Source organism: Arminella tubonensis (assembly GCF_003240585.1).
Classification (GTDB): domain Bacteria; phylum Pseudomonadota; class Alphaproteobacteria; order Rhizobiales; family Rhizobiaceae; genus Rhizobium; species Rhizobium tubonense.
In genome coordinates, this window is sequence record NZ_PCDP01000035.1 from 336,287 (window position 1) to 357,575 (window position 21,289).

Annotated in this window: 17 protein-coding genes; 6 read left to right on the top strand and 11 right to left on the bottom strand. The window is 60.6% G+C overall.

What is annotated here, in order from left to right:
• Positions 1-109 precede the first annotated feature (109 nt).
• The 3 genes from CPY51_RS33815 to CPY51_RS13305 all read right to left on the bottom strand — a co-directional run bounded on the left by CPY51_RS33815 (position 110) and on the right by CPY51_RS13305 (position 2,381).
• Entirely contained in the window at positions 110-235 is a 126-nt protein-coding gene (locus CPY51_RS33815; RefSeq protein WP_275540474.1) for a hypothetical protein, read from the bottom strand.
• 43 nt (positions 236-278) lie between these two features.
• Entirely contained in the window at positions 279-1,463 is a 1,185-nt protein-coding gene (locus CPY51_RS13300) for a benzoate/H(+) symporter BenE family transporter (protein ID WP_111160684.1), read from the bottom strand.
• 333 nt (positions 1,464-1,796) lie between these two features.
• Entirely contained in the window at positions 1,797-2,381 is a 585-nt protein-coding gene (locus CPY51_RS13305; RefSeq protein WP_111160685.1) for an ATP-dependent Clp protease proteolytic subunit, read from the bottom strand.
• Between the two features lie 220 nt (positions 2,382-2,601).
• Between CPY51_RS13305 and CPY51_RS13310 the strand changes: the two genes are divergently transcribed.
• A complete protein-coding gene (locus CPY51_RS13310; RefSeq protein ID WP_111160988.1) occupies positions 2,602-3,378 on the top strand; it encodes a DUF2076 domain-containing protein in 777 nt (258 codons plus the stop codon).
• 72 nt (positions 3,379-3,450) lie between these two features.
• Here CPY51_RS13310 and queF read toward each other — a convergent pair whose 3' ends face one another.
• The 5 genes from queF to CPY51_RS13335 form a co-directional block, all read right to left on the bottom strand.
• Positions 3,451-3,915, bottom strand: a complete 465-nt coding sequence (gene queF / locus CPY51_RS13315) for a preQ(1) synthase (RefSeq protein ID WP_111160686.1) — start codon at positions 3,913-3,915, stop codon at positions 3,451-3,453.
• 2 nt (positions 3,916-3,917) lie between these two features.
• Positions 3,918-4,832: a cation diffusion facilitator family transporter gene (locus CPY51_RS13320; protein WP_111160687.1), complete on the bottom strand. Its 915-nt coding sequence runs from the start codon at positions 4,830-4,832 to the stop codon at positions 3,918-3,920.
• A gap of 380 nt (positions 4,833-5,212) precedes the next feature.
• A complete protein-coding gene (locus tag CPY51_RS13325) occupies positions 5,213-7,402 on the bottom strand; it encodes an anthranilate synthase (RefSeq protein ID WP_111160688.1) in 2,190 nt (729 codons plus the stop codon).
• 399 nt (positions 7,403-7,801) lie between these two features.
• Positions 7,802-9,331 carry an ABC-F family ATP-binding cassette domain-containing protein gene (locus tag CPY51_RS13330; RefSeq protein WP_111160689.1) on the bottom strand — a complete coding sequence of 510 codons (1,530 nt, stop codon included), beginning with the start codon at positions 9,329-9,331 and terminating at the stop codon, positions 7,802-7,804.
• Positions 9,332-9,867: 536 nt separating this feature from the next.
• The gene (locus tag CPY51_RS13335) at positions 9,868-12,087 is read right to left on the bottom strand and encodes a TonB-dependent hemoglobin/transferrin/lactoferrin family receptor (RefSeq protein WP_111160690.1); all 2,220 of its coding nucleotides are present in this window, start codon (positions 12,085-12,087) and stop codon (positions 9,868-9,870) included.
• A 266-nt stretch (positions 12,088-12,353) separates the two neighbouring features.
• Between CPY51_RS13335 and CPY51_RS13340 the strand changes: the two genes are divergently transcribed.
• The 3 genes from CPY51_RS13340 to CPY51_RS13350 all read left to right on the top strand — a co-directional run bounded on the left by CPY51_RS13340 (position 12,354) and on the right by CPY51_RS13350 (position 13,888).
• Complete coding sequence (locus CPY51_RS13340; protein WP_420820693.1) at positions 12,354-13,262, top strand: extensin-like domain-containing protein; 909 nt, start codon at positions 12,354-12,356, stop codon at positions 13,260-13,262.
• A 114-nt stretch (positions 13,263-13,376) separates the two neighbouring features.
• Positions 13,377-13,601: a CopG family ribbon-helix-helix protein gene (locus CPY51_RS13345; protein WP_195909526.1), complete on the top strand. Its 225-nt coding sequence runs from the start codon at positions 13,377-13,379 to the stop codon at positions 13,599-13,601.
• A complete protein-coding gene (locus CPY51_RS13350) occupies positions 13,598-13,888 on the top strand; it encodes a type II toxin-antitoxin system RelE/ParE family toxin (RefSeq protein WP_111160692.1) in 291 nt (96 codons plus the stop codon). The genes CPY51_RS13345 and CPY51_RS13350 overlap by 4 nt, the downstream gene beginning before the upstream one ends.
• 38 nt (positions 13,889-13,926) lie before the next feature.
• On the opposite strand, the gene CPY51_RS13355 is transcribed toward CPY51_RS13350, so the two are convergent.
• Positions 13,927-15,606, bottom strand: coding sequence for a formate--tetrahydrofolate ligase (locus tag CPY51_RS13355; protein WP_111160693.1), 1,680 nt, complete (start codon positions 15,604-15,606; stop codon positions 13,927-13,929).
• Between the two features lie 206 nt (positions 15,607-15,812).
• On the opposite strand from CPY51_RS13355, the gene CPY51_RS13360 reads away from it, so the two are divergent.
• Positions 15,813-16,343, top strand: a complete 531-nt coding sequence (locus tag CPY51_RS13360) for a TIGR00645 family protein (RefSeq protein WP_111160694.1) — start codon at positions 15,813-15,815, stop codon at positions 16,341-16,343.
• On the opposite strand, the gene CPY51_RS13365 is transcribed toward CPY51_RS13360, so the two are convergent.
• Positions 16,327-17,388 (bottom strand): COG3904 family protein, encoded by a 1,062-nt coding sequence (locus CPY51_RS13365; protein WP_111160695.1) that lies wholly within the window; start codon positions 17,386-17,388, stop codon positions 16,327-16,329. The two genes, CPY51_RS13360 and CPY51_RS13365, sit on opposite strands and share 17 nt — an antisense overlap.
• A gap of 85 nt (positions 17,389-17,473) precedes the next feature.
• A complete protein-coding gene (putA, locus tag CPY51_RS13370) occupies positions 17,474-20,593 on the bottom strand; it encodes a bifunctional proline dehydrogenase/L-glutamate gamma-semialdehyde dehydrogenase PutA (RefSeq protein WP_111160696.1) in 3,120 nt (1,039 codons plus the stop codon).
• 112 nt (positions 20,594-20,705) lie between these two features.
• Here putA and CPY51_RS13375 point away from each other — a divergent pair, with 112 nt between their 5' ends.
• Positions 20,706-21,167 (top strand): Lrp/AsnC ligand binding domain-containing protein, encoded by a 462-nt coding sequence (locus CPY51_RS13375; protein WP_111160697.1) that lies wholly within the window; start codon positions 20,706-20,708, stop codon positions 21,165-21,167.
• Positions 21,168-21,289: the final 122 nt, after the last annotated feature.

The following is a 21,289-nucleotide window of genomic DNA, read 5'->3' on the forward strand; positions in this document are numbered from 1 at the left end:
GTGCGGCTTGGCGATGACAAAAGCGGCTTTGAATACGGGCCTGGTAATATTTCGGAGAGCTAGATCGAGGAGCAGTCGCCGGGCGGGCTTGTCGGCCGCCGGGCGCTCCTCAAAGAACCCGGCAACCGCGCGTAAGGCCGAGGAGAAGAAGCGAGGTGAAGGCACGCGAATGATCACGCAGGGCGACGCGGCCGCGTGTGATCTGTTCGGAAATCTGGGTGCCTATGGACTTCATGGATCGGCTTATAACCGGGCGATAAAAAAGAAGCAACCCCGGCCTACTTCTTGAGCACCTGCACGAAACGCTGCAGCGCCAGCATCAGGCCACCGGCAATCAGCCCCCAGAAAGCGCCCGATATGCCGGCGAATGCCACGCCCGATGCCGTGATGAGGAAGGTGATCGCCGCGGCCTCCCGCGTATCGGCGCGTTGAAACGCGGCCATCGCCGAGCTGGAAAAAGCGCCGACCAGCGCAAGGCCGGCCACGGCTTCGATCAGGATCGGCGGAGCCAGCGCCACGAACGCAGTGACGGCGCCGGCGAGCAATCCGAGAACGACATAGCCGATACCGGCAACGATCGCGGCCCAGTATCGCCTTGCGGGATCGGCATGCGCATCCTGGCCCGCGCACATCGCCGCGGTGATCGCCGCGAGGTTGACCGCGTGGCCGCCGAACGGCGCGCTCAGCAGCGAGAAGAAGCCGGTGAGCGCAAACAGCCCACCCGGCCTCGGATCGTAATCATTGACCTTCAGCACCGCAATGCCAGGAATATTCTGCGAGGCCATGGTGACGATGAAAAGCGGCAGGGCGATTGAAACGAGACCGGCAAAGCTGAACACGGGCCGGATGAACTCCACCTTCGGCAGCAGCGACTGCGCCACCGACGACAGCCCACCGTCCGGCACATGCACCTCGAAGGCCAGCACCAAGGCAAAGGCCGCAAGCGCTGCCGGCACCGCCCAAAGCCGCTTGAACGCGCCGACGACGATCCAGGCAAGCACGATTGGCAGACCGAATAGCGGATTGAAAGCGATGGCCTTGACCGGCGCGAAGCACAGCCCGATCAGCACGCCGGCGAGCATCGCATTGGCGAGCGGCGCCGGGATCGCCGCCACAGCGCGGCCGAGCGGCCGAAAGAGCCCAGCGATGATGATCAGCAGCGCACAAATCAGAAATGCACCGACCGCCACCTGAAACCCGCCCGGGATCGCCCCGCCACTGGCGAGCAAAGCCGCCCCCGGCGTCGACCAGGCGATGCTGACCGGCATGCGCGTCGCCGCGCTGAGCACGATCGCACAGACGCCCATGGATACCGCCAGCGCCGTCAGCCCGGACGCCGCCTGCGCATCTGAGGCGCCAACGGCGTGCAACCCCTGCAACACGACCGCAAAGGAGCTGGCGAAACCGACAAAGGCGGTAAGAACGCCCATGAACAGGCTTTGGACGGAAAAATCTTTGAGCATCGGTTGGAGGGACTCGTGAACGCGGTTACACGCATGGAGCATTATGCACGTCACTCGTGCAAGTGTCGTTTGGGTCGAACCGGCACTGTTTGACTGGGGAGGCACAATAAATTGCCCCTCTCCTAGGCCGCCCCCCTCTGTCAGCTTCGCTGACATCTCCCCCACAGGTGGGGAGATTTTGGAGTATGCCGCACTATCGGCATATTGATCTCCCCCCTTGTGGGGGAGATGTCGGCCCGGCCGACAGAGGGGGGTCTCTCGACAAATACACCCCAACAAAAAAAGCGCCCTCGCCCGTCTTCCGACAAGCAAGGGCGCTCCTATCCGATAAAATCAGATCTCGGCCTGCGACGTCACGATCCGAGACACCAGACCATACGTCTTGGCGTCTTCGGCGGTGAGCCAATAGTCGCGATCGGTATCCTTGGCGATCTTTTCGATCGGCTGGCCGGTGGCGGCAGCGAAGATCCGGTTCAGGCGCTCGTTCATCTTGATAATCTCGCGCGCTTGGATCTCGATATCCGAGGCCATGCCGCGCGTACCGCCGGAGGGCTGATGCAGCAGGAAGCGGGTGTTCGGCAGGCAGATGCGACGTTCCTTGGGTACGCTGACGAAGATGAGCGCTCCGGCCGAAGCCACCCACCCGGTTCCGATCATCCAGACCTTCGGCTTGATGAACTTGATGACGTCGTGGATCGAATCGCCCGATTCGACATGGCCACCCGGCGAATTGACGTAGATGCGGATGTCATCGTCGCTGGCGGCGGCAAGGGCGACGAGCTGCGAGCAGACCTTCTGGGCCAGCTCCTGCGTGATCCCGCCATAGATGAAGATCGAACGCGATTTGAAGAGATTCGCCTCCGTTTCCTTACCCAAAGGCAGTTCCGTCTTCTTTTCGTCCTGTTCGTCGTCGTTCATTCGCAACTCTCCACCATGATTTGTCTGTCCCGCACATAGTGCGACTCAATGCGTAAAACAATGCGGGAAAAAGACAAGCCACCGGACGGGTGAACATATCCTTATCGAGCCATCGCGAATTACCGAAATGTAACCCTTCGCGGCTTTGAAAAGCCAATATCCGTTCCTAAGTCAGTTCAGCGCGAAAGCAGTCCGCGCCCAGTTTGCCAAGGAGGCCATCATGTCGCCCGAAGAACGTCAATTGCTTAGCTCTCTTTTCGACCGGATCAAATCCGCAGCGGCAACGCCGCGCGACGCAGATGCCGAAGCCTTCATCGCCCAGTCTGTTCGCGACCAGCCCTACGCGCCCTACCTGCTGTCGCAGGCGGTGATCATGCAGGAACAGGGAATGAAGGCTGCGGCCGATCGCATCCAGCAGTTGGAAGCGCGCGTGCACGAGCTGGAACAGGGGGCCAACCAGCCGCAGCCGCAGGGCGGCGGCAGTTTTCTCGGCGGTCTCGGCTCGTTGTTCGGCGGCGGCCAGCCGGCCCAGCCGCAACGCCCCGTCCCGCAGCAGAATTATGCGCCCCAGCCAGGCTACGGCGCCCAGCAGGGATATGCACCGCAACAAGGCTATGCGCCGCAACAGCAGCCGGTGGGTCCCTGGAGCCAGCAGCCAGCCGCCCCGTCCGCCGGCGGCAGCTTCCTGCGCGGCGCGCTCGGCACGGCAGCGGGCGTTGCCGGCGGCGTGATGCTGGCGGAATCGCTGAGCAGCCTGTTCAGCCCGCATCTCGGCGGCCTCGGCGGCCTGACAGGAGCCTCGTCGCTCGGCGGCCTGGCCGGCAATACCACGCCGGCAGTCGAAGAGACCGTCGTCAACAACTACTACGGCAAGGACGACAACAAGGACCAGAACGACAACGACGCCAACGACCAGACCCTGGTCAGCGACGACGACAATGACGACGACAATTTCGACGACAGCTCAAACGACGGCGACGACAGCTTCAACGTTTGAAGCGTCTTTGGAATTCAAAGTAAAAACGCCGCGTTTCCATTTGAAAACGCGGCGTTTTTATTGAATGAAAAGCTACCCCCGCCCACGATAGGGCTGGACACCCTGATCCGGCAGCCACACGCCTTCGGGCGGCTTGCCGGTCTGCCAGAAGACGTCGATCGGGATGCCGCCACGTGGATACCAGTAGGCGCCGATCCGGAGCCATTTCGGCTGCAGCAGGTCGACGATCCGCTTGGCGATATAGATCGAGCAATCCTCATGGAAGGCGCCGTGGTTGCGGAAGGAATGCAGGAAAAGCTTCAGCGATTTGGATTCGACCAACCATTCCTGGGGGATGTAGTCGATGACGATGTGGGCGAAATCGGGCTGTCCCGTCATCGGGCAGAGCGAGGTGAACTCCGGCGCAGTGAAGCGAACCACGTAGTCGGTGCCCTGGTGGCCGGATGGCACTTTTTCCAGGATCGCATCTTCGGGGTTGGTCGGAGCGTCCGTGTGACTGCCGAGCATCGACAGGCCGGAAACATCGGTACTTGGCATGGTCAAGCCTCCTTGATCACTTTGACGCGGATACCATGGGCCTTGGCGCCCTCAGGTTCCACATGGATGGTTATTTCGGCGCCCGCATGGATCGCCCGTATGGCATCTTCAAGGCGGTCGCAGATATTGTGCGCATCGCCGACCGGCATGCTCGACGGTACGACGAGGTGGAAATCGACGAAAGTCACCGATCCGGCAATCCGGGTCTTCAGGTCGTGCACCCCGAGCGACCCGGCCGCGTGATGGGCGATTGCTTCCTTGATCGCGACTTCCTCACTCGGCAGCACTGCTTTGTCCATCAATCCGTCGATCGAGTGGGAGATCACGGCATATCCTTGATAAAGGATATTCAGCGCCACGAAGATAGCAAGGATCGGGTCGAAGATCGGGTATCCGGTCCAAAGCGCCAGCAGAAGTCCGGCCAGAACGCCGACCGAAGTCACGACGTCTGACATGATGTGCTGCCCGTCGGCCACCAGCGCCACCGACCGGTGCATACGGCCCTCGCGGATGAGGATACGGGCCCAGAGCAGATTGATGATGCCCGCCACAAAATTGATAGCCAGACCGAGAGCCGGCGCCTCCATCGGCAGCGGATGACTGAGATGGCCGACAGCCGCCTGAACGATCAGCAGCGCCGCCACGACGATCAGCACCCCCTCTGTCACCGCCGACAGATATTCCGCCTTGTGATGGCCGAATGGATGGTCGGCATCGGCAGGCTTCTGCGCATAGCGGATGACGAAGAAGGCAATGAATGCCGCAACGACATTGACGAAGGACTCAAGCCCGTCCGAAAGCAGCGCGACCGAACCGGTCACCCACCATGCGGCCATCTTGATACCCATGACGCCGAGCGAGATCGGAATGCCCCAGAACGCCAGTTGCTGGATGCCCTGATTGCCTGTCGCGGCCATGCCATTCTCCATGCGGATGCGAATGAATTGCAGAAAAGCAGCCCTTTAATGCAAAACCGCGTGCCCGAAATTTCGGGCACGCGGTTCATTACGCGTCATATCGGACAAAACTCCGCATCTGTCAAAGATTCTCTGCAACCACTCCATTGCAGTTCTCCCGAGCGACCGGCAAACACCGGGGCCACCTTCTCCCCTCGGGGAGAAGTGCCGAGCAAAGCGAGGCGATGAGGGCGCGGCACGGCGGGAGGGTTCCGCGTTCGCCGCGCGCGTCCATCAGGTTGTACGCTGCCCGGGCGAGGTCCCCTCATCCGCCTCCCGAGTTAATCGCGGGGCGGGCACCTTCTCCCCGAGGGGAGAAGGGGGCCAACACACACACCTCCTCAAGCCGCCTTCGTCTTCGCCCGCCGTGCCAGATGCGCCACAACATTTTCAATCATCCGCATTCCGGCGTCGCCTCCGAGCGTCATGATCGATTCGGGGTGGAACTGGACTGCTGCGACCGGTTCCTTGACGTGCTCGATGCCCATGATCGTGCCGTCTTCGCTTTCAGCCGTGATCATGAAGTCTCGCGGCAGGGTCGAGGGGTCGGCGAAGATCGAGTGGTAGCGGCCGACGGTGACCTCCTTGGCAAGGCCCGAAAACACGATGCCGGGTTCGAGCACGCGAATGCGCGAAGGCTTGCCGTGCATCGGGATCGCCAGCTGGCGCAGATCGCCTCCGTACGCCTCGGCGAGCGCCTGAAGGCCGAGGCACACACCGAAGATCGGCAGGTTGCGTGCCCTCGCCTTCTTGATCGTCGCCTTGCAGTCGAAATCCTTGGGATTTCCAGGACCCGGAGAGAGCACGACCAGATCTGGATCGAGCCGATCGAAAATCTCCTCGGACACCGGCGAGCGAACCGTCGAGACCGTTGCCCCGGTCTGGCGGAAATAATTGGCGAGCGTGTGGACGAAGCTGTCCTCGTGGTCGACCAAGAGGATCTTCACGCCATGGCCGACGGCCGCGACGTCGCGCACGGTCTTGGCTGAATTTCCGGCCTTGGCGTCACGAATGGCAGAGAGCATGGCAGAGGCTTTCAGTTCGGTCTCGGCTTCTTCTTCCTCGGGAATGGAGTCGTTCAACAGAGTAGCACCGGCGCGCACTTCGGCAATGCCGTCCTTGATGCGCACCGTGCGAAGCGTCAGGCCTGTGTTCATGTCGCCGTTGAAGCCGACCATGCCGATCGCACCGCCATACCAGGCGCGCGGACTCTTTTCGCGGGATTCGATGAAGCGCATCGCCCACAGCTTCGGCGCGCCGGTCACCGTCACGGCCCATGCGTGGCTGAGGAAGCCGTCGAAGGCATCCATGTCATCGCGAAGCCGGCCCTCGATATGGTCGACGGTGTGGATGAGACGGGAATACATCTCGATCTGCCGGCGGCCGATGACCTTGACCGAACCCGGTTCGCAAACGCGGCTCTTGTCGTTGCGGTCGACGTCGGAACACATCGTCAGCTCGGACTCGTCCTTCTTCGAGTTCAAAAGCTTGAGGATCTGTTCGCTATCGGCGATCGGGTCGTCGCCGCGCTTGATCGTGCCGGAGATCGGGCAGGTCTCGATGCGACGGCCGGAAACGCGCACGAACATCTCAGGCGAGGCGCCGACCAGATATTCCTGATTTCCTAGGTTGATGAAGAAGGAATACGGCGACGGATTGATCGCCTTCAGCCGCTTGGAAATATCGGAGGGCTTGCTGTCGCAGCGCTCCATGAATTTCTGCCCCGGTACCACCTCGAACAGGTCGCCCTTGCGGAAGCTCTCCTTTGCCTTGGTCACCAGCTCGGCGAACTCGCCCGGGCGGTGATCGCTCTTCGGCGGGATGGCGTCGGTATGATGGAATGGCTCGGCGGGAATGTCGCCTGCCTTTCCTTCGGTAGAGGCTCCGCCCTTTGCGAAATCGTAGCGGTCGATCCAGGCCTTGGCGGAATAGTTGTCGACGACGAGAATCTCGTCCGGCAGGTAGAGCACCATGTCGCGTTGGTCGGAGGGACGCGTCAGCTTCAGGTCGATCGCGTCGAACTGGAAGGCGAGATCGTAGCCGAAGGCGCCATAGAGCCCGAGACTGGCGTCCGCCTGCGAGTAGAAGAGATCGGTAACCGCACGAAGCACGGTGAAGACGGTCGGCATCTTCGAGCGCTCTTCCTCGGTGAAAACGCGGTCCGGTGTTTTCACCGTCAGATCCAGCCGGCGCGGCGTCGATGCGTCGAGCGAAATCTCCGAAACCGTCTTCAGCCGGGCTGCGATGAAACCGAGGATCACCTCCCCGCGCTCGTTATAGGCCTCGATCCAGACATTCCGGCCAAAGCAGGAAATGCCGATCGGCGGATCGACGACGGCGGTATCCCAGCGGGTGTAACGGCCCGGATATTCGTAGTTCGACGAAAACACCGCGCCGCGGCGCTCGTCGAGCTTGTCGATATAGGACGAAACGGCATCGGCGTAAGGAATAGGCCGGCGCTGGCGGGTCACTGTGATGCCGCCCCTGGTCTCGTAGATTTCCGCACCGTCATCCCGAAGGATCGTTACCATGACTTGTCTCTCCGCTCTCTCCATGCCCGGATGACAGGCGCTTTAAAAACAAAAAAAGCCGCCTGAAAGTTTCGGGCGGCTCACTCGTCGTCTTTGAACACGATTGGTCGAGGCCGCTTTTAGCGTGCCCACCACCAGGAAGCATTGTTCGAAGACTTGTTCATGGACGGAATTGTTACCGTGAGATGTAGCGATGCGCAAGCGGCAATTCAGGGGGAATTATGGGTCGGGATGTGGCGACGATTGGAACACCTGGAGACACACCCCCCTCTGTCACTTCGTGACATCTCCCCCACAAGGGGGGAGATTGGAGTATGCCGCACTCTCCACATGTTGATCTCCCCCCTTGTGGGGGAGATGTCGGCCCAGCCGACAGAGGGGGTGAAGCGGCGGATTCAGTCATGCCATCTGTCCCACAGCCGACGCAAAAAACTCCTCGGGTCCATCGACCTCGACCAGACGTCGTTTCTCAATCACCCAGAAGCGATTGCCGATCGCCCTCACGAAGCTGCGATCGTGCGAGACCAGCAGGCAGCTTGCCTCTTGTGTCAGGAGCTCGTCCTCCAAAGCCTCCTGCCCGTCGATATCGAGATGGTTGGTCGGTTCATCCAGCAGGTAGAAATTGGGAGCCTGAAGACGCAGGACCAGCATCGCAAGTCTCGCCTTCTGTCCACCCGACAATCGGCCGATGGCCCGGCTCTGCATGTCGACGCCGATCCCCGCACCGGCGAGAAGCGTGCGAGCGCGTTGCTCGCCAAGCTCGAACAACCGCGTGATGGCGGCAAGCGGCGTGTCGTCGTCGGCAAGGCTGGAGAGGTTCTGGTCACTATGACCAAGCACCAGCGACGGCGTCAGCCTGATGGCCTCTGGCACGCCGTTCTGGCCGATGATCGCTCTCCTGATCATCTCGACGAAGCGGGATTTTCCGGCGCCGTTTTTCCCAAGCAGCACGATGCGATCGCCCTGGCATATCCACTGCTTTCCGCTCTTGAAGAGCAAGGTCCCGTCTGATGTTTCGACCGAGGCATCATCAAGCGCGATCAGGACCTTTGCGTTGACGCCCCGGTTGGCAAGCCGGATCGCGCCGGCCGAACGCTCCAGAAAGCCCGGCCGCGCGGCGTCTTCCAGACGATCCGCCCGCTGTTTCAGCTGCTTCGTCTTGACGGTCAGGAGATCGCTGCCGGAATTGACGCCGATGTTGTTGAGCTTGGCCGCCTGCCGCCGCAACTGCTGCGCCGCCTTCATATCCCTATGATATCGACGCTCGTCGGACGCATCAGCCTGTTCGAGCGCTTCCCGCGCCCTGTTATAGGGCAGCGAAAAAACCTGGGACTGCTCCAATCGCAGAAAAAGCGTCCGATTGGTCGTGGCATCGAGAAATGCCCTGTCATGGCTGCAGATCAATACGGGGACATCCCGGGGAAGTGCGTTGAGCCAGTCCTCAAGCCGCGCGATCTTGGCAATGTCGAGATGGTTGGTCGGCTCGTCGAGAAGCAGCACATCGGGATCGGTTACCCATACGCGAGCAAGAAGGGCAAGCCGCTGCCAGCCACCGCTCAATTGAGAAAGCGGCCTCTGGCGCAATACCTCCGGCACGTCGAGCCCGTCGAGCACGACATCCGCGCGCCAGCTTTCGCTGGCAGCTTGTTCCGCAGACAAGACCTGACGGACCACATCGGCGAACGGCAGTTCCATAAGCGCGATCGGGACATTCTGTTCGACGTAGCCGACACGCAGGCCACGCGACCGCGTGACCTCGCCGACCGTCGGATCCAGCCTGCCGGCGATGCAGTTGAGAAGTGTCGACTTCCCCCGGCCGTTTGGAGCAACAATGCCGACGCGGTCTCCGGCGCCGACGGTCAAATTGAGATTGGAGATAACCGGCCCACTCAGGGTGACGCCGAGATTGCGCAAAGTGATCAGTGCCATCATCGTTCTCTGGTCTGTCCGAGCAGACAGCATCGATCCGCGATCCCCAGGGGATTGCCATGGAATTCGGATGCTGGCGGCCAAACCCCGTCAAGGGCGTAACGTTTGGCCATTCGGCTCGGTGATTGTCATGAAGCAGTCGCACGAACGCGACGGTTCGGCGCTGCATGCCTTAAGGGGCAGACCAGGAAGGAGATAAGCGAGCTACAGCCTCTGATCAGCCCTGCAAACGCATCCGCAGGGCATTGTTCGGGCCGAACTGGCGATTGCGCCAGACATAAATGATCATGATACGGCCCTCCTTTCTCGCTTGAGAGACGCATATTGTTAACATCGACGACATCGCAAGACAACGCGGTGCGCTCGGCAAAAAAGAGCCCCCCACTTCTTGTCATCATGCTCGGGCCTGTCCCGAGCATCTGCAACTGTTCGATGTTACGCAGATAAAGCAGATCCTCGGCACAAGGCCGAGGATGACGACGGGTGGTCTAAGCGGCGCCGAAGCGCCGCCTTTTGTCTCGACGTGTAGCTGACGATCAGAAGGTCTGCGTCAGCGATACCTTGAAGGTGCGGCCCGGCTCCGAATAGTAGGAATAGGGCTGGGTCAGGGTGCCGTTGGTGTTGGTTGCGTTGTAGTAGGTCTTGTCGAAGACGTTGTAGACGCCGGCACGCAAGGTCATTCCCTTTACCTGTTCCGGCGCCGCCCATGCCGTCAGGTCGACGATGCCGTAGCCCGGAGTGCTGAGCTTGTCGCCTGACCTTTTCGGTTCGCTTGTTGCCGTGATGAAGGCAAGATCGGTGCCCCACGTCTCGGTGGCATAGCCGATGCCGAAGGCGGCCTTCGCCGGAACATCCGAGCTGATAAACTCGCCCGTTTCCGTGTCCTTGCCGTTCGAATAGGCGAACGCTCCATTGATATGGATGCCGTTGTCGAAGGTCTTGTGGATGTTGGCCTCGATACCGTAGATGCGGACGCTGGCCCGGTTGAAATACTCGGTAATCCCCAGCGGATATGTCCCCGTCGGATCGGCGTAATTCACAGAGTCGATGAAGTTCTTGTATCTGTTATAGAATACGCCGATATGCCCGCCGAAATCCTTGTCGCCGAGGTTCGTGCCTATTTCGATGCCGTTGCTGGTTTCCGGCTTGAGGTCGGGATTGCCGTAGCTGACATAGCCGCCGGGAACGCCGTAGTTCTCATAAAGCTCCGTGACATTCGGCGCGCGAAACGCCATCGCCCACTGCGCATAAATCTCGACGTCGTCCTGTGGCTGGAAGGCAGCCCGCAACTTCGGCGAGAATCGGCTGTCCGATTGCCCGGCGGGCATGCTGCTATAATTGGCGCTGCGGGTGTAGGCGTCGGTACTCTGAGGTGAATAATCGTACCAGTCGAAGCGTATACCAGGTGTCAGCGAGAAGGCGCTTGAACCGAGCGTGATCTTGTCATCGACGAAGCTGCCGACACGCTTGCCGTCGACGTCAGGCATATCGGACTGGTTGGTGTGAAGGAAGTTGCAGCTATAAGTGAACCGGACGTCGCAACTGTCTTCACCGGCGGAATACTGGTGCGTCTTGTCGAAGGAGACTGCCAGGCCAGCGGTTACCTTGTGATGCAGACTGCCGGTGTCGAAGGATTTTGAAACGTCGCCGCTGAAGCCGAATCCGCGATCCTCGATCTCGTTCCGACGCCAGTAGTCGCCGATGACGGAGGTATAGCGGTAACCGGAAGACCCGTTTTCCCGCAGAAGGTGCTGCCAGTAGAACACGGCATTTGCGCTGTCGAACAAGGCATCGTCGTCTGTCGCCTCGAACTTGTAGTCGAGCGAGACGCGGTCGCGCTTGGTGTCGTTGCTGCCGTCGTAATTTCCCGGGCGGAAGTTTCCTCTCACGCTCTCGAGCGTCTTGAGATCGGTGTCTATGTCCTTGGCGAAATGTTCCGCCGTCAGGCCGAAGGTGCTGCCGGAATCCGTGTACTGGCGGATCTTGAAGAGCATGTTCTTCTGGTCGTAGTCGGCCGGGTTCGGCTCTGTGCGCGTGGTGGAATAGCCGCCGACGTCGCCGTTGTTTTCGGTTTCATGGCCCTTGCGGTAACCGCCCTGGAACAGAACGGCGGTGTTCTCGATCCGTTTGGCGACGGCCGCCGATGCTCCAATGCTCCTGTCGTCGCCATCATAGTCGAGCTTGAACACGCCGCCCCAGGTGGCGCCAGGCTTGATCAGGTCGCCAGGCTCCAGCGTGCGCAGAACCACCGCGCCGCCGAGCATGCCCGAGCCGCCACGGCTGGAATCCGCCCCGCGGACGATATCGACGGTCGAGAGCGTGTTGAAATCGAAGCTGTTTGTGCCGCCGTCGGCATCGCGCGCACCGTCCAGCAGGAATGGAATCTGAATGCCGTCGATCGTCGTCAGGACACGATCGTCGTCGAGGCCACGAATGTTGGTACTGCCATCAGTGCGATTGAACCCGACGCCGACCTCGGTGCTGCGCCCCAGATCCTCGATGCTGTTTATCTGCTTGTCATCGATGGTCTTCGCCGTGGTCTCGGAGGCGAGCGGCGTATCAGCCAGCACGTCCTTGGACGGCTTGTCGCCCTTGACGACGATCTTCTTCAGCGTTGTAGCGGCATCGTCTTTTTGGGACGCGACGTCTGTTGAACTATCCTGTTTTGCCGTCTGCGCCAGGGAAGCTGTGCCCATTCCCAAGACCATAAACGCCGTGCACGCCAAGAGAACCGAGCGGGATCGCCGGAGAACCATAACCATTCCTTTCGAGTGATGTCACCGGGCTGGCTGGTTGGCGCGCTTTGATGCACCCAAGGGGCTGGCTGGGTCTTACTATCAGCAAGGCGGCTCGATCACCGCCTTCTTTCTGCCGCATAAAAAACATGACTAAGATTGTCAATATATACGCGCGATATAATCATGAATATTTCATTCAAGTTTATACACAGCCGCATTTCGTGGCTGAATTGCAACGAATTGCACCCTGAGCGCGTTTCCCCCGGACCTGATACCTAAAACGGGTGAACCGCTTGATATGTTTCCGGATTGCTTCCGCCGCTGCCTGCCTCTGCTTTTTGACTGCAGCATCCCTGCCGCAAACCGGCCCTCTGCCGGAGACAAAACCCGCACGGGAACAGTCCGACGCACCGGCCAACCTGCCGACGCCTGCGCCGAAGCCGACAGAGCCGGAAGTGAAAAGCCCGGCGCCCGACAACAAGCAGCCGGAAGCCGAAGCGCCGAAGGCCAGCAATCCGGCCGAACCCGAAACGGAAAAACCGCCGAAATTGAACGACGCATCCAAGCCGGAAACCGAGCCATCGGATGAGAGCGCCAAGCCGCCCGAACCGCCGCTGACGATCGAGCCTGAATCAGACCAGGATCATCAGGCCTGCATGAAGGACCTGCAGGCGATGGGCGCCGTCTTCAAGGATGCACCCCGGATCGACGACGGCAATGGTTGCGGCATCGACAAGCCGATCACGCTGACCGAGGCCCTGCCCGGCATCAAGTTCAAGCCAGAAGGTACGATGCGCTGCGAGGCCGCGCTGGCGCTCGCCCACTGGATGAAGCAAAGCGTCATTCCCGACGCGTCGGCGGCACTCAAGGACGCGGGCCCGATCACCACCATCAACCAGGCCTCCACCTATATCTGCCGCCTGCGCAACAATGCGACGACGGGCAAGATTTCGGAACACGCCCGCGGCAACGCCATCGACGTCGCAAGCTTCACTTTTCAAAACGGAACGACAGTCGCCGTCGAGCCACGACGCGAAGATGCCACCCTCACCGGCGCCTTTCAGCGCAGCGTCAGCGCCGCCGGCTGTCTCTACTTCACGACCGTACTCGACCCCGAAAGCGACGCCGCCCACGAACACCACTTCCATCTCGACGTGATGAAGCGATCAGGCGGTTTTCGCTATTGCCATTGAGACAAATTTCCAGGCATCGCCAACGCCTTACGATTCCGACTTGAATCAAATCGCTAAGGTCTTAAGCTCCTGGTTGAGTGTGAGATTTGATCCGTGACCGTATTCAGCTTTCAAATGCGTGAAACGACCGCTTCCCGATTGGCTCGCCTAGCCAAACGACGCGAGCTGTCATCTGTGGAGATGGCGGAACTCGCGATCGAGGAATTCGTCGAACGTGAGGAGTGGCAGCTCGCTGAGATCGAAGCTGCGGTCGCAGAGGCCGACAACGGCGAATTTGCTTCCGACAACGAGGTTGCTGCGATTTTCCGCAAGTATGCGATCGCCAAGCCCGCCAGATGAATTTACGTCTCCGGTGGACGGCAAGGGCATTGTCTCGGGTCGAGTATATCGGCAGCTACATTGCCGCCCAGAACCCGTCAGCCGCCGGCAGCGTCTTGGCTCGGATAGAAGCCCCAGCGTCTCTCATCTGCGATCATCCCGACAAAGGACGCGCCGGGCGCGTGGCGGAAACGCGCGAGCTCGTGCTTGCCGACATTCCCTACATTATCGTCTATCGTAGGGTTGGAAACACGATCGAAATCCTCACCGTCATGCACACTTCACAAAGGTGGCCCCTGACGTTCTGAAAGAGTCGATGGCACTCATCGACCTCCCGATTCAACCTCTAAAACAATCCCTCGATATATCCGGAATCATTGACGAAGATTCGTTCGGCCGCGGGGGATCTCGGCAGGCCGGGCATTGTTCTGATGTCGCCGGTTATGGCAACGACGAAGCCGGCGCCTGCAGAGAGGCGCACTTCGCGGACATGAACGACATGCCCCGCCGGCGCGCCGAAAACGGTGGGATCCGTCGAAAACGAGTACTGCGTCTTGGCGATGCAGACCGGCAGATTGCCGTAGCCCTGTTCCTCCCAGGCAAGCAGCTGCTCGAGCACTGCCTTGTCGGCTGTCACCTCCCCGGCGTTGTAGATTTCGGAGGCGACGATTTCGATCTTCTCGATGAGGGGAACATCGTCGGGATAAAGCGGCTTGAAGCGAGCCTTGCCAGAGTCTGCAAGCGCCACCACCTTGTGTGCAAGTTCCTCGATGCCGGCCGAGCCTTCCGCCCAGTGACGGCAGAGAATGGCCTCTACGCCGAGCTTTGCCACGTAGGACTTGACCGCCCGCACCTCCGCGTCGGTATCGGAGGTAAAGTGATTGATCGCGACCACCACGGGAACACCGAACTTTCGGACATTGTCGACATGGCGCGCGAGATTGGCGCAGCCTTCGATCAGCGCGGCAACGTTCTCCCGCGCAAGGTCCTCCTTGGCAACGCCACCATTCATTTTCAACGCCCGGATGGTGGCAACGATGACGGCCGCGTCGGGAGAGAGGCCGGCCTTGCGGCATTTGATATCGAAGAATTTCTCGGCGCCGAGGTCCGCCCCGAAACCCGCCTCGGTTACCACATAGTCCGCAAGCTTCAATGCCGTTCGCGTGGCGACGACCGAATTGCAGCCATGCGCAATATTGGCAAACGGGCCGCCGTGCACGAATGCCGGATTGTTCTCCAGCGTCTGCACAAGATTGGGCTGCATCGCGTCCTTGAGCAATACCGCCATCGCGCCGTCTGCCCCGAGGTCGCGGGCAAACACCGGCGTCTTGTCATAGCGGTAACCCACGATGATGGCGCCGAGTCTTTTTTCGAGGTCCTTCAAATCGTCCGCCAGGCAAAGGATCGCCATGACTTCGGACGCGACAGCGATGTCGAATCCGCTTTCGCGCGGAAAGCCGTTGGCAACGCCGCCGAGCGAGACGACGATGTCGCGCAACGCCCGGTCGTTCATATCCATTACGCGGCGCCAGGTTATGCGACGGATGTCGATATTCTGCGCGTTGCCCCAGTAGATGTGGTTGTCGACCAGTGCCGACAGAAGATTATGGGCGGAAGTGATCGCATGGAAATCGCCGGTGAAGTGCAGGTTGATGTCTTCCATCGGAATGACCTGCGCGTATCCGCCGCCCGCGGCACCGCCCTTCTGCCCGAAACAAGGCCCGAGCGACGGCTCGCGAATGCAAATGACCGCCTTCTGTCCTATGCGGTTAAGCCCGTCGCCGAGCCCAACGGTGGTCGTCGTCTTGCCTTCGCCCGCCGGCGTCGGATTGATGGCGGTGACCAGGATCAGCTTGCCGTCTTTCTTGGACGATTGCGCCTCGATGAATGCGGCGCTGATCTTGGCCTTGTCGTGGCCGTAGGGAACCAGCTCTTCCCGCGGGATGCCCAGCCTGGCGCCAATCTCGGCGATCGGCATCTTTGTTGCGGCACGCGCGATTTCAATGTCGGATTTTACCGTTCCCATTCGATCACAATCCCCTTTGCTCGGCACGACAGGCTGTTCGGGCTTTAGCGTAACGGTAAAGGACTGTGAATAGAAATGGCGCAAAGAGACGATCCAACGTCGATTTTCCACCAGGAACGTTGGTCATGTTTTCACGGGGACCACCCTTTCCCATTGACAGCAGGCGATCTATCTATGTGCGCTGCAGCAGCAACTTGGAGTGACGCATGAAGAGCCTGGAACTGATTGTCGAACGCATCATCTTGTCCAGCCGCTGGATATTGGTGGTCTTCTACCTCGGCCTCGCCGCAGCGTTGGCTCTTTATGGCGTGTCGTTCGTCTACAAGTTCTACAAGGTGGCGATCAGCGTCTTCAAACTCGAAGAGGACGACATGATCCTGGCCATGCTTGGCCTCATCGATGCGGCCCTGGTCGCAAGCCTGATCGTCATGGTGATGATCTCCAGCTACGAAAATTTCGTCAGCCGCTTCGACGAAGCCGACGACGAGGTTTCCTTCCTCGGAAAGCTGGATTCCGGCAGCCTCAAGATCAAGGTCGCCTCTTCGATCGTGGCAATTTCGTCGATCCACCTGCTGCAGGTGTTTCTCAACGCCAATCAGTACGAAAACGGCAAGATCATGTGGCTGACGCTGATGCATCTGGCCTTCGTCGTCTCGGCGCTGATGCTCGGCTATCTCGAACAGATCATGAGCAAGGCCAAGGGCAAGGACGCCAAGGAAATCAGGCAGCCCGAGTGATTTTTGCAAATGGGCCGGCCGCGGGAATTGCGGCCTGCTGTTCGCTCGGCTGCGGCATGCCCGGTTCCGGGGTATCCGGCAATGGTGGCGACGGAGGCGCAACGAAGGGCGGCGGCAGGACGGCGGGGGCGACCGCTGGAATGCAGCTTGCAAGCGTCTTTCCCGCCGGACAATTTCCCGCCATCACCAGCAGATCCGCTGTCGACATTTCCGTCGTCATTCCGAGATTAAGTGCCTCGACGGGAGACAGGATGCGGATCGATTGAGGCGTCGCGCTCATCATCAGGTCGAATAGAGAAGGATCAACGCCCATATTCTTGAGATAGGCGATCAAGGCAGACTTCTGCCGTGCGCCAAGCTTCGTCGTGTCGCGCTTACCGACCATCTTGCGGCCGACCTCGTGCTTGGACAGGATTTTCTTCTTGCCGTTCAGTACCTCGTATTCGGTGCGATACTGGACGCGCACCTCGCGATAGGTCGTGGTGATCTGATGCACGCCGATCGCCGCCCAGGAACTGGCGATCCTTCTGACGCCACCGGCCAGGATCAGCGGACATGCCGAAAGGCACACGGCGCCACTCGAATAGCTTTCGCCCTCGACCGAGCCATCTTTCTGGCGCGCCGCCTTGCAAAGAGGATCGGCATAGGGGCAATCGTCGGCCCGCGTGCCGCCGACGGCAACTGACAGGCCCCGCTTCCTGATGATCAGCCCCATCTGAATGGCCGCGGCAACGTCGCCACCTGGGGAGCGCACCAATATCGGCAGCTTCCGGTCGCCCAGACGCTTCAGGAGCTTCTGCAATTTTCCGGGCGAATCGGCAAAGATCTGCCCTTCTGCCGAGATCCAGTCGGCACAGGTTCCGTCCCCGCGACAATATCCGCTGTCGCCGTGAACCAGCAGGAACTCCATCGGCCGATCGAGCACCGGCGTCTCTGCAGCACGTGCCGGCACCATTGAAAGCAGGGCGAGAACAGTCGCCGCGACCAAGCCTGCGGCCCAAGTCGACCACCATTGCAGATGCTGTTTGAAGTACGCCAACGACATGAACCGGATAAGTCCGAAAGTGACTGCTAATCATGAATCGATAGCAACCGCAGGCTCTGATGGCAAGGCATCCAAAGTCGCAGGCTCAGCCGTCTCCCATGGCGATCAGGCTGGCATTGCCGCCGGCAGCCGCCGTATTGATCGAGATCACCTGCTCCTGCGCGAAGCGTTGCAGATAGGCCGGGCCGCCCGCCTTGAAGCCGGAACCGGACAGGCCGGAGCCGCCGAATGGCTGCGTCCCGACCACGGCACCGATCATGTTGCGGTTGACGTAGACATTCCCCGTGTCCAGCGCATCCGTGACCTTCCGGATTGTCGCTTCGATCCGGCTATGGACGCCAAGCGTCAAGCCGTAGCCAGAGGCCGTGATGTCGGCAAGCACGGATGGCAGGTCCTTCGCCTTCCAGCGCACGATATGGAGTACCGGGCCGAAAACCTCCTTGGTGAGCGCGCCAGGGCTGTCGAGTTCGACGATATGCGGCGCAAAGAAGCTGCCTCCATCAGGCGCCTTGCCTGAATAGCGGACCTTCTGCGTCTCGCGCATGTCGGCAATATGGGCCTCCAGCATCGCCTTCTGCTTGTCGTCGATGATGGGGCCAACATCGGTGGTGACAAGGCTCGGATCGCCGAGCTGCAGCTCACGGGCGGCGCCCTCGATCATCGTCGTCATGTTGTCGGCGATATCCTCCTGGAGGAACAGGAGACGCAGCGCCGAGCAGCGCTGGCCGGCAGACCGGAACGCCGAAAGCACGACATCGTCGGCAACCTGCTCGGCCAACGCCGTCGCATCGACGATCATGGCATTGAGCCCGCCGGTCTCGGCGATCAACGGCACGATCGGGCCGTCTTTTGCGGCCAGCGCCCGGTTGATACCCCAGGCAGTCCTCGTCGAGCCCGTGAAGGCAACGCCGGCAAGCGCCGAATGCGCGACGATCGCCGCGCCCACCTCGGGACCGCCGGGAACGAACAGCAGCGCATCTTCCGGAATGCCGGCCTGATGGAACAGCCTGATGGCTTCATAGGCAATCAGCGGCGTCTGCGGCGCGGGCTTGGCGATGACGGCATTGCCGGCAACCAGAGCGGCGGAAATCTGGCCGAGGAAAATCGCCAGCGGAAAATTCCACGGCGAGATGCAGGCAAAGACCCCGCGACCGCGCCAGAGGTAACGATTGTCCTCGCCGGTCGGCCCCGGCATCTTCGTGGCCGTGCCGAACAGGCGGCGGGCCTCGACGGCATAGTAACGGCAGAAATCGACAGCCTCGCGGATTTCGGCAATACCGTCGTCCAGCGTTTTGCCGGCTTCAGCCGCCAATAGCGCCAGGACGCGGTCGCGGTTTTCCTCAAGCAGATCGGCCATGCGCTCAAGGCAGGCCGCACGCGCGTCGACCGGCGTGCGCGACCACGTTCGAAAGCCCTTTGCGCCGACCGCAAACGCCTGTTCGACATCGGCAGCCGTCGCATTGCGCACCGATCCGACTTTCACGGCGTGGTTGGAGGGCGACTGCACCGGCACCTCGGCGCCCTTTGAGGAAACGCCTGGAATAAGTGGCACCGCCTGAACCGCAGGCACGCCCTTGACGACATTCGCCATCAGCTTCTCGAGACTGTCGCGATGACCGAACTCGAACCCGGCGCTGTTCTTGCGCCTGCCATAAAGATCGTTCGGCATGGGAATCTTCGAATTGCGGGCACCGCTACCGTGATCGAGCCCGAGCTTGACCGCCGGACGCTCCAGCAGCGCCTTGACCGGCACATTTTTGTCGCCTGCCATCGCCACGAAAGACGAATTCGCACCATTTTCCAGCAGTCGTCGAACGAGATAGGCGAGCAGATCACGATACCCGCCGACCGGCGCGTAGATGCGGCAGGCGACGCGGTCGTTGCCCGAGAGCAGATGATTGTAGAGCGCTTCGCCCATGCCATGCAGGCGCTGGAATTCGAAGCCGGAGCGGTCGTTACCGGCAAGTTCCAGGATGGTGGCCACCGTCAGCGCATTATGCGTGGCAAATTGCGGGAAGATGCGCGCGCGCTTGTCGAGAAGGCTCTGAGCGCAGGCAAGATAGGAGAGATCGGTCGCCTGCTTCCGGGTCCAGACCGGATAGTCGGCCAGACCCCGCTCCTGTGCGCGCTTGACCTCCGTATCCCAATAGGCGCCCTTGACGAGCCGCACCATCATCCGGCGCCCATGGGTGGCGCACAGCTGGTCGATGTAGTCGATCACCTCGATCGATCGCTTCTGGTAAGCCTGGATCGCCAACCCAAAACCATCCCAGTCAGCAAGCGACGGGTCGGCGAAGACGGCGGCAATGACATCGAGCGACAGTTCCAGTCGATCGGCTTCTTCGGCGTCGACGGTGAAATTCAGCTGGTGAGCCTTCGCCATCTGCGCAAGCTTGAGCAGATCGGGTACGAGCTCGGCCATCACCCGGTCGCGGTGGGTGGCAAGATAGCGCGGATGCAGTGCCGAGAGCTTGACGGAGATGCCCATCCGGTCGGGCAGCTGCTTGCCCTTGGCATTCTTGGCCATCCAGGAGCCGATCGCTTCGATCGCCATCGCATAGGACTGGAAATATCGCTTCGCATCTTCGGCGGTCCGAGCGCCCTCGCCCAGCATGTCGAAGGAATGGCGATAGCCCTTTTCCTCGCTTTTGCCGGCGCGGGAAAGTGCGTCCTTGATGGTCTCCCCGAGTACGAAATGGTGGCCGAGGAAGCGCATCGCCTGTTTCGTCGCATTGCGAACGGTCGGCAGCCCAAGCCGCTTGACCAGGCCTCGCACAACGCCCTCCGGCGTATCCCCGGGCTTGAGGATGCGTGCCGAAAGCCCGAGCGCCCAGCCTGACGCCGAAACGAACCACGTATCGCCCCGCGCCTCATGCTCGCTCCAGCCGCCCTCCTTGAGCTTATCCTCGATCAGCTTGTCCTGTGTCAGGGAATCCGGCACGCGCAACAGTGCTTCCGCAAGCACCATCAAGGCCAGCCCCTCTCGGGTCGAAAGCCCGTACTCCCTGAGGAAATCCTCGACACCGCCCATCGAGCCCGAATTGTTTCGGATGGCCTCGATCATGGCGCCGGCGCGCTTGTCGATGGCTGCATCCTGGCCGCTGTCGAGAGAAAGCCTTTCGACGAAAGCATGCAGAAGACGGTCATCGTCCCCGGCAAAGGCAGCGTTGAACGGAGGGCATGCGGAAGAAAGCTGGCTTGTCATGGGGACCTCTCTGTGATGCCGGCAACATAGCCACTAGTCTCTGGTGTTTTTCGCCAAAATAAGACAGGCTCTCCGAATGTTCCCCTATCCAGATTTACAATGACCGTGGAAAATGAAAGATCTTGATCGTCTCGACCGCAAAATCCTCCGCGCCCTCCAGAAGGATGGGCGATTGTCGAACACTGAACTCGCCGACGGCGTCCATCTTTCGCCCACGGCGACCGCCGAGAGGGTGAAGCGCCTGACGCGCGACGGCTACATTACCGGCTATATGGCGATCCTGTCGCCGGAGAAGCTTGGCCGCTCGCTGCTTGTCTTCGTGCAGGTGAAGCTCGACCGGACCACGCCCGACGTCTTCGATTCATTCTCCGAAGCCGTCAAGCGCAGCGACGATGTCATGGAATGCCACATGGTGGCAGGCGGCTTCGATTACCTGGTCAAGGCGCGGGTGGCGGGAATGGAAGCTTATCGGCAGTTCCTGTCCGAAGTGATCCTGCCGCTTCCCGGCGTCCGGGAAACCCACACCTATGCCGTCATGGAGGAGGTGAAAGGCACCGCGTTTCTGCCTGTTTAAGCGGCATGCCGCCTCTTAAAAAAGCGATTCTTCCCATAAAGACGTGAGAATATGTGGAGATACAACTATTTATATTCAAATACGAATTTTCCAGCTAGTATTCTCCGATTATTTCGGTATTT

Excerpts from the sequence above, each read along its gene's own strand:
- CPY51_RS13300 (WP_111160684.1), bottom strand. The coding sequence starts at position 1,463 with ATGCTCAAAGATTTTTCCGTCCAAAGCCTGTTCATGGGCGTTCTTACC.
- CPY51_RS13335 (WP_111160690.1), bottom strand. The coding sequence starts at position 12,087 with ATGGTTCTCCGGCGATCCCGCTCGGTTCTCTTGGCGTGCACGGCGTTT.
- CPY51_RS13345 (WP_195909526.1), top strand. The coding sequence starts at position 13,377 with ATGCGTGAAACGACCGCTTCCCGATTGGCTCGCCTAGCCAAACGACGC.
- CPY51_RS13325 (WP_111160688.1), bottom strand. The coding sequence starts at position 7,402 with ATGGTAACGATCCTTCGGGATGACGGTGCGGAAATCTACGAGACCAGG.
- CPY51_RS13320 (WP_111160687.1), bottom strand. The coding sequence starts at position 4,832 with ATGGCCGCGACAGGCAATCAGGGCATCCAGCAACTGGCGTTCTGGGGC.
- CPY51_RS13365 (WP_111160695.1), bottom strand. The coding sequence starts at position 17,388 with ATGTCGTTGGCGTACTTCAAACAGCATCTGCAATGGTGGTCGACTTGG.
- CPY51_RS13375 (WP_111160697.1), top strand. The coding sequence starts at position 20,706 with ATGAAAGATCTTGATCGTCTCGACCGCAAAATCCTCCGCGCCCTCCAG.
- queF (WP_111160686.1), bottom strand. The coding sequence starts at position 3,915 with ATGCCAAGTACCGATGTTTCCGGCCTGTCGATGCTCGGCAGTCACACG.
- putA (WP_111160696.1), bottom strand. The coding sequence starts at position 20,593 with ATGACAAGCCAGCTTTCTTCCGCATGCCCTCCGTTCAACGCTGCCTTT.
- CPY51_RS33815 (WP_275540474.1), bottom strand. The coding sequence starts at position 235 with ATGAAGTCCATAGGCACCCAGATTTCCGAACAGATCACACGCGGCCGC.
- CPY51_RS13305 (WP_111160685.1), bottom strand. The coding sequence starts at position 2,381 with ATGAACGACGACGAACAGGACGAAAAGAAGACGGAACTGCCTTTGGGT.
- CPY51_RS13350 (WP_111160692.1), top strand. The coding sequence starts at position 13,598 with ATGAATTTACGTCTCCGGTGGACGGCAAGGGCATTGTCTCGGGTCGAG.
- CPY51_RS13330 (WP_111160689.1), bottom strand. The coding sequence starts at position 9,331 with ATGGCACTGATCACTTTGCGCAATCTCGGCGTCACCCTGAGTGGGCCG.
- CPY51_RS13355 (WP_111160693.1), bottom strand. The coding sequence starts at position 15,606 with ATGGGAACGGTAAAATCCGACATTGAAATCGCGCGTGCCGCAACAAAG.
- CPY51_RS13310 (WP_111160988.1), top strand. The coding sequence starts at position 2,602 with ATGTCGCCCGAAGAACGTCAATTGCTTAGCTCTCTTTTCGACCGGATC.
- CPY51_RS13360 (WP_111160694.1), top strand. The coding sequence starts at position 15,813 with ATGAAGAGCCTGGAACTGATTGTCGAACGCATCATCTTGTCCAGCCGC.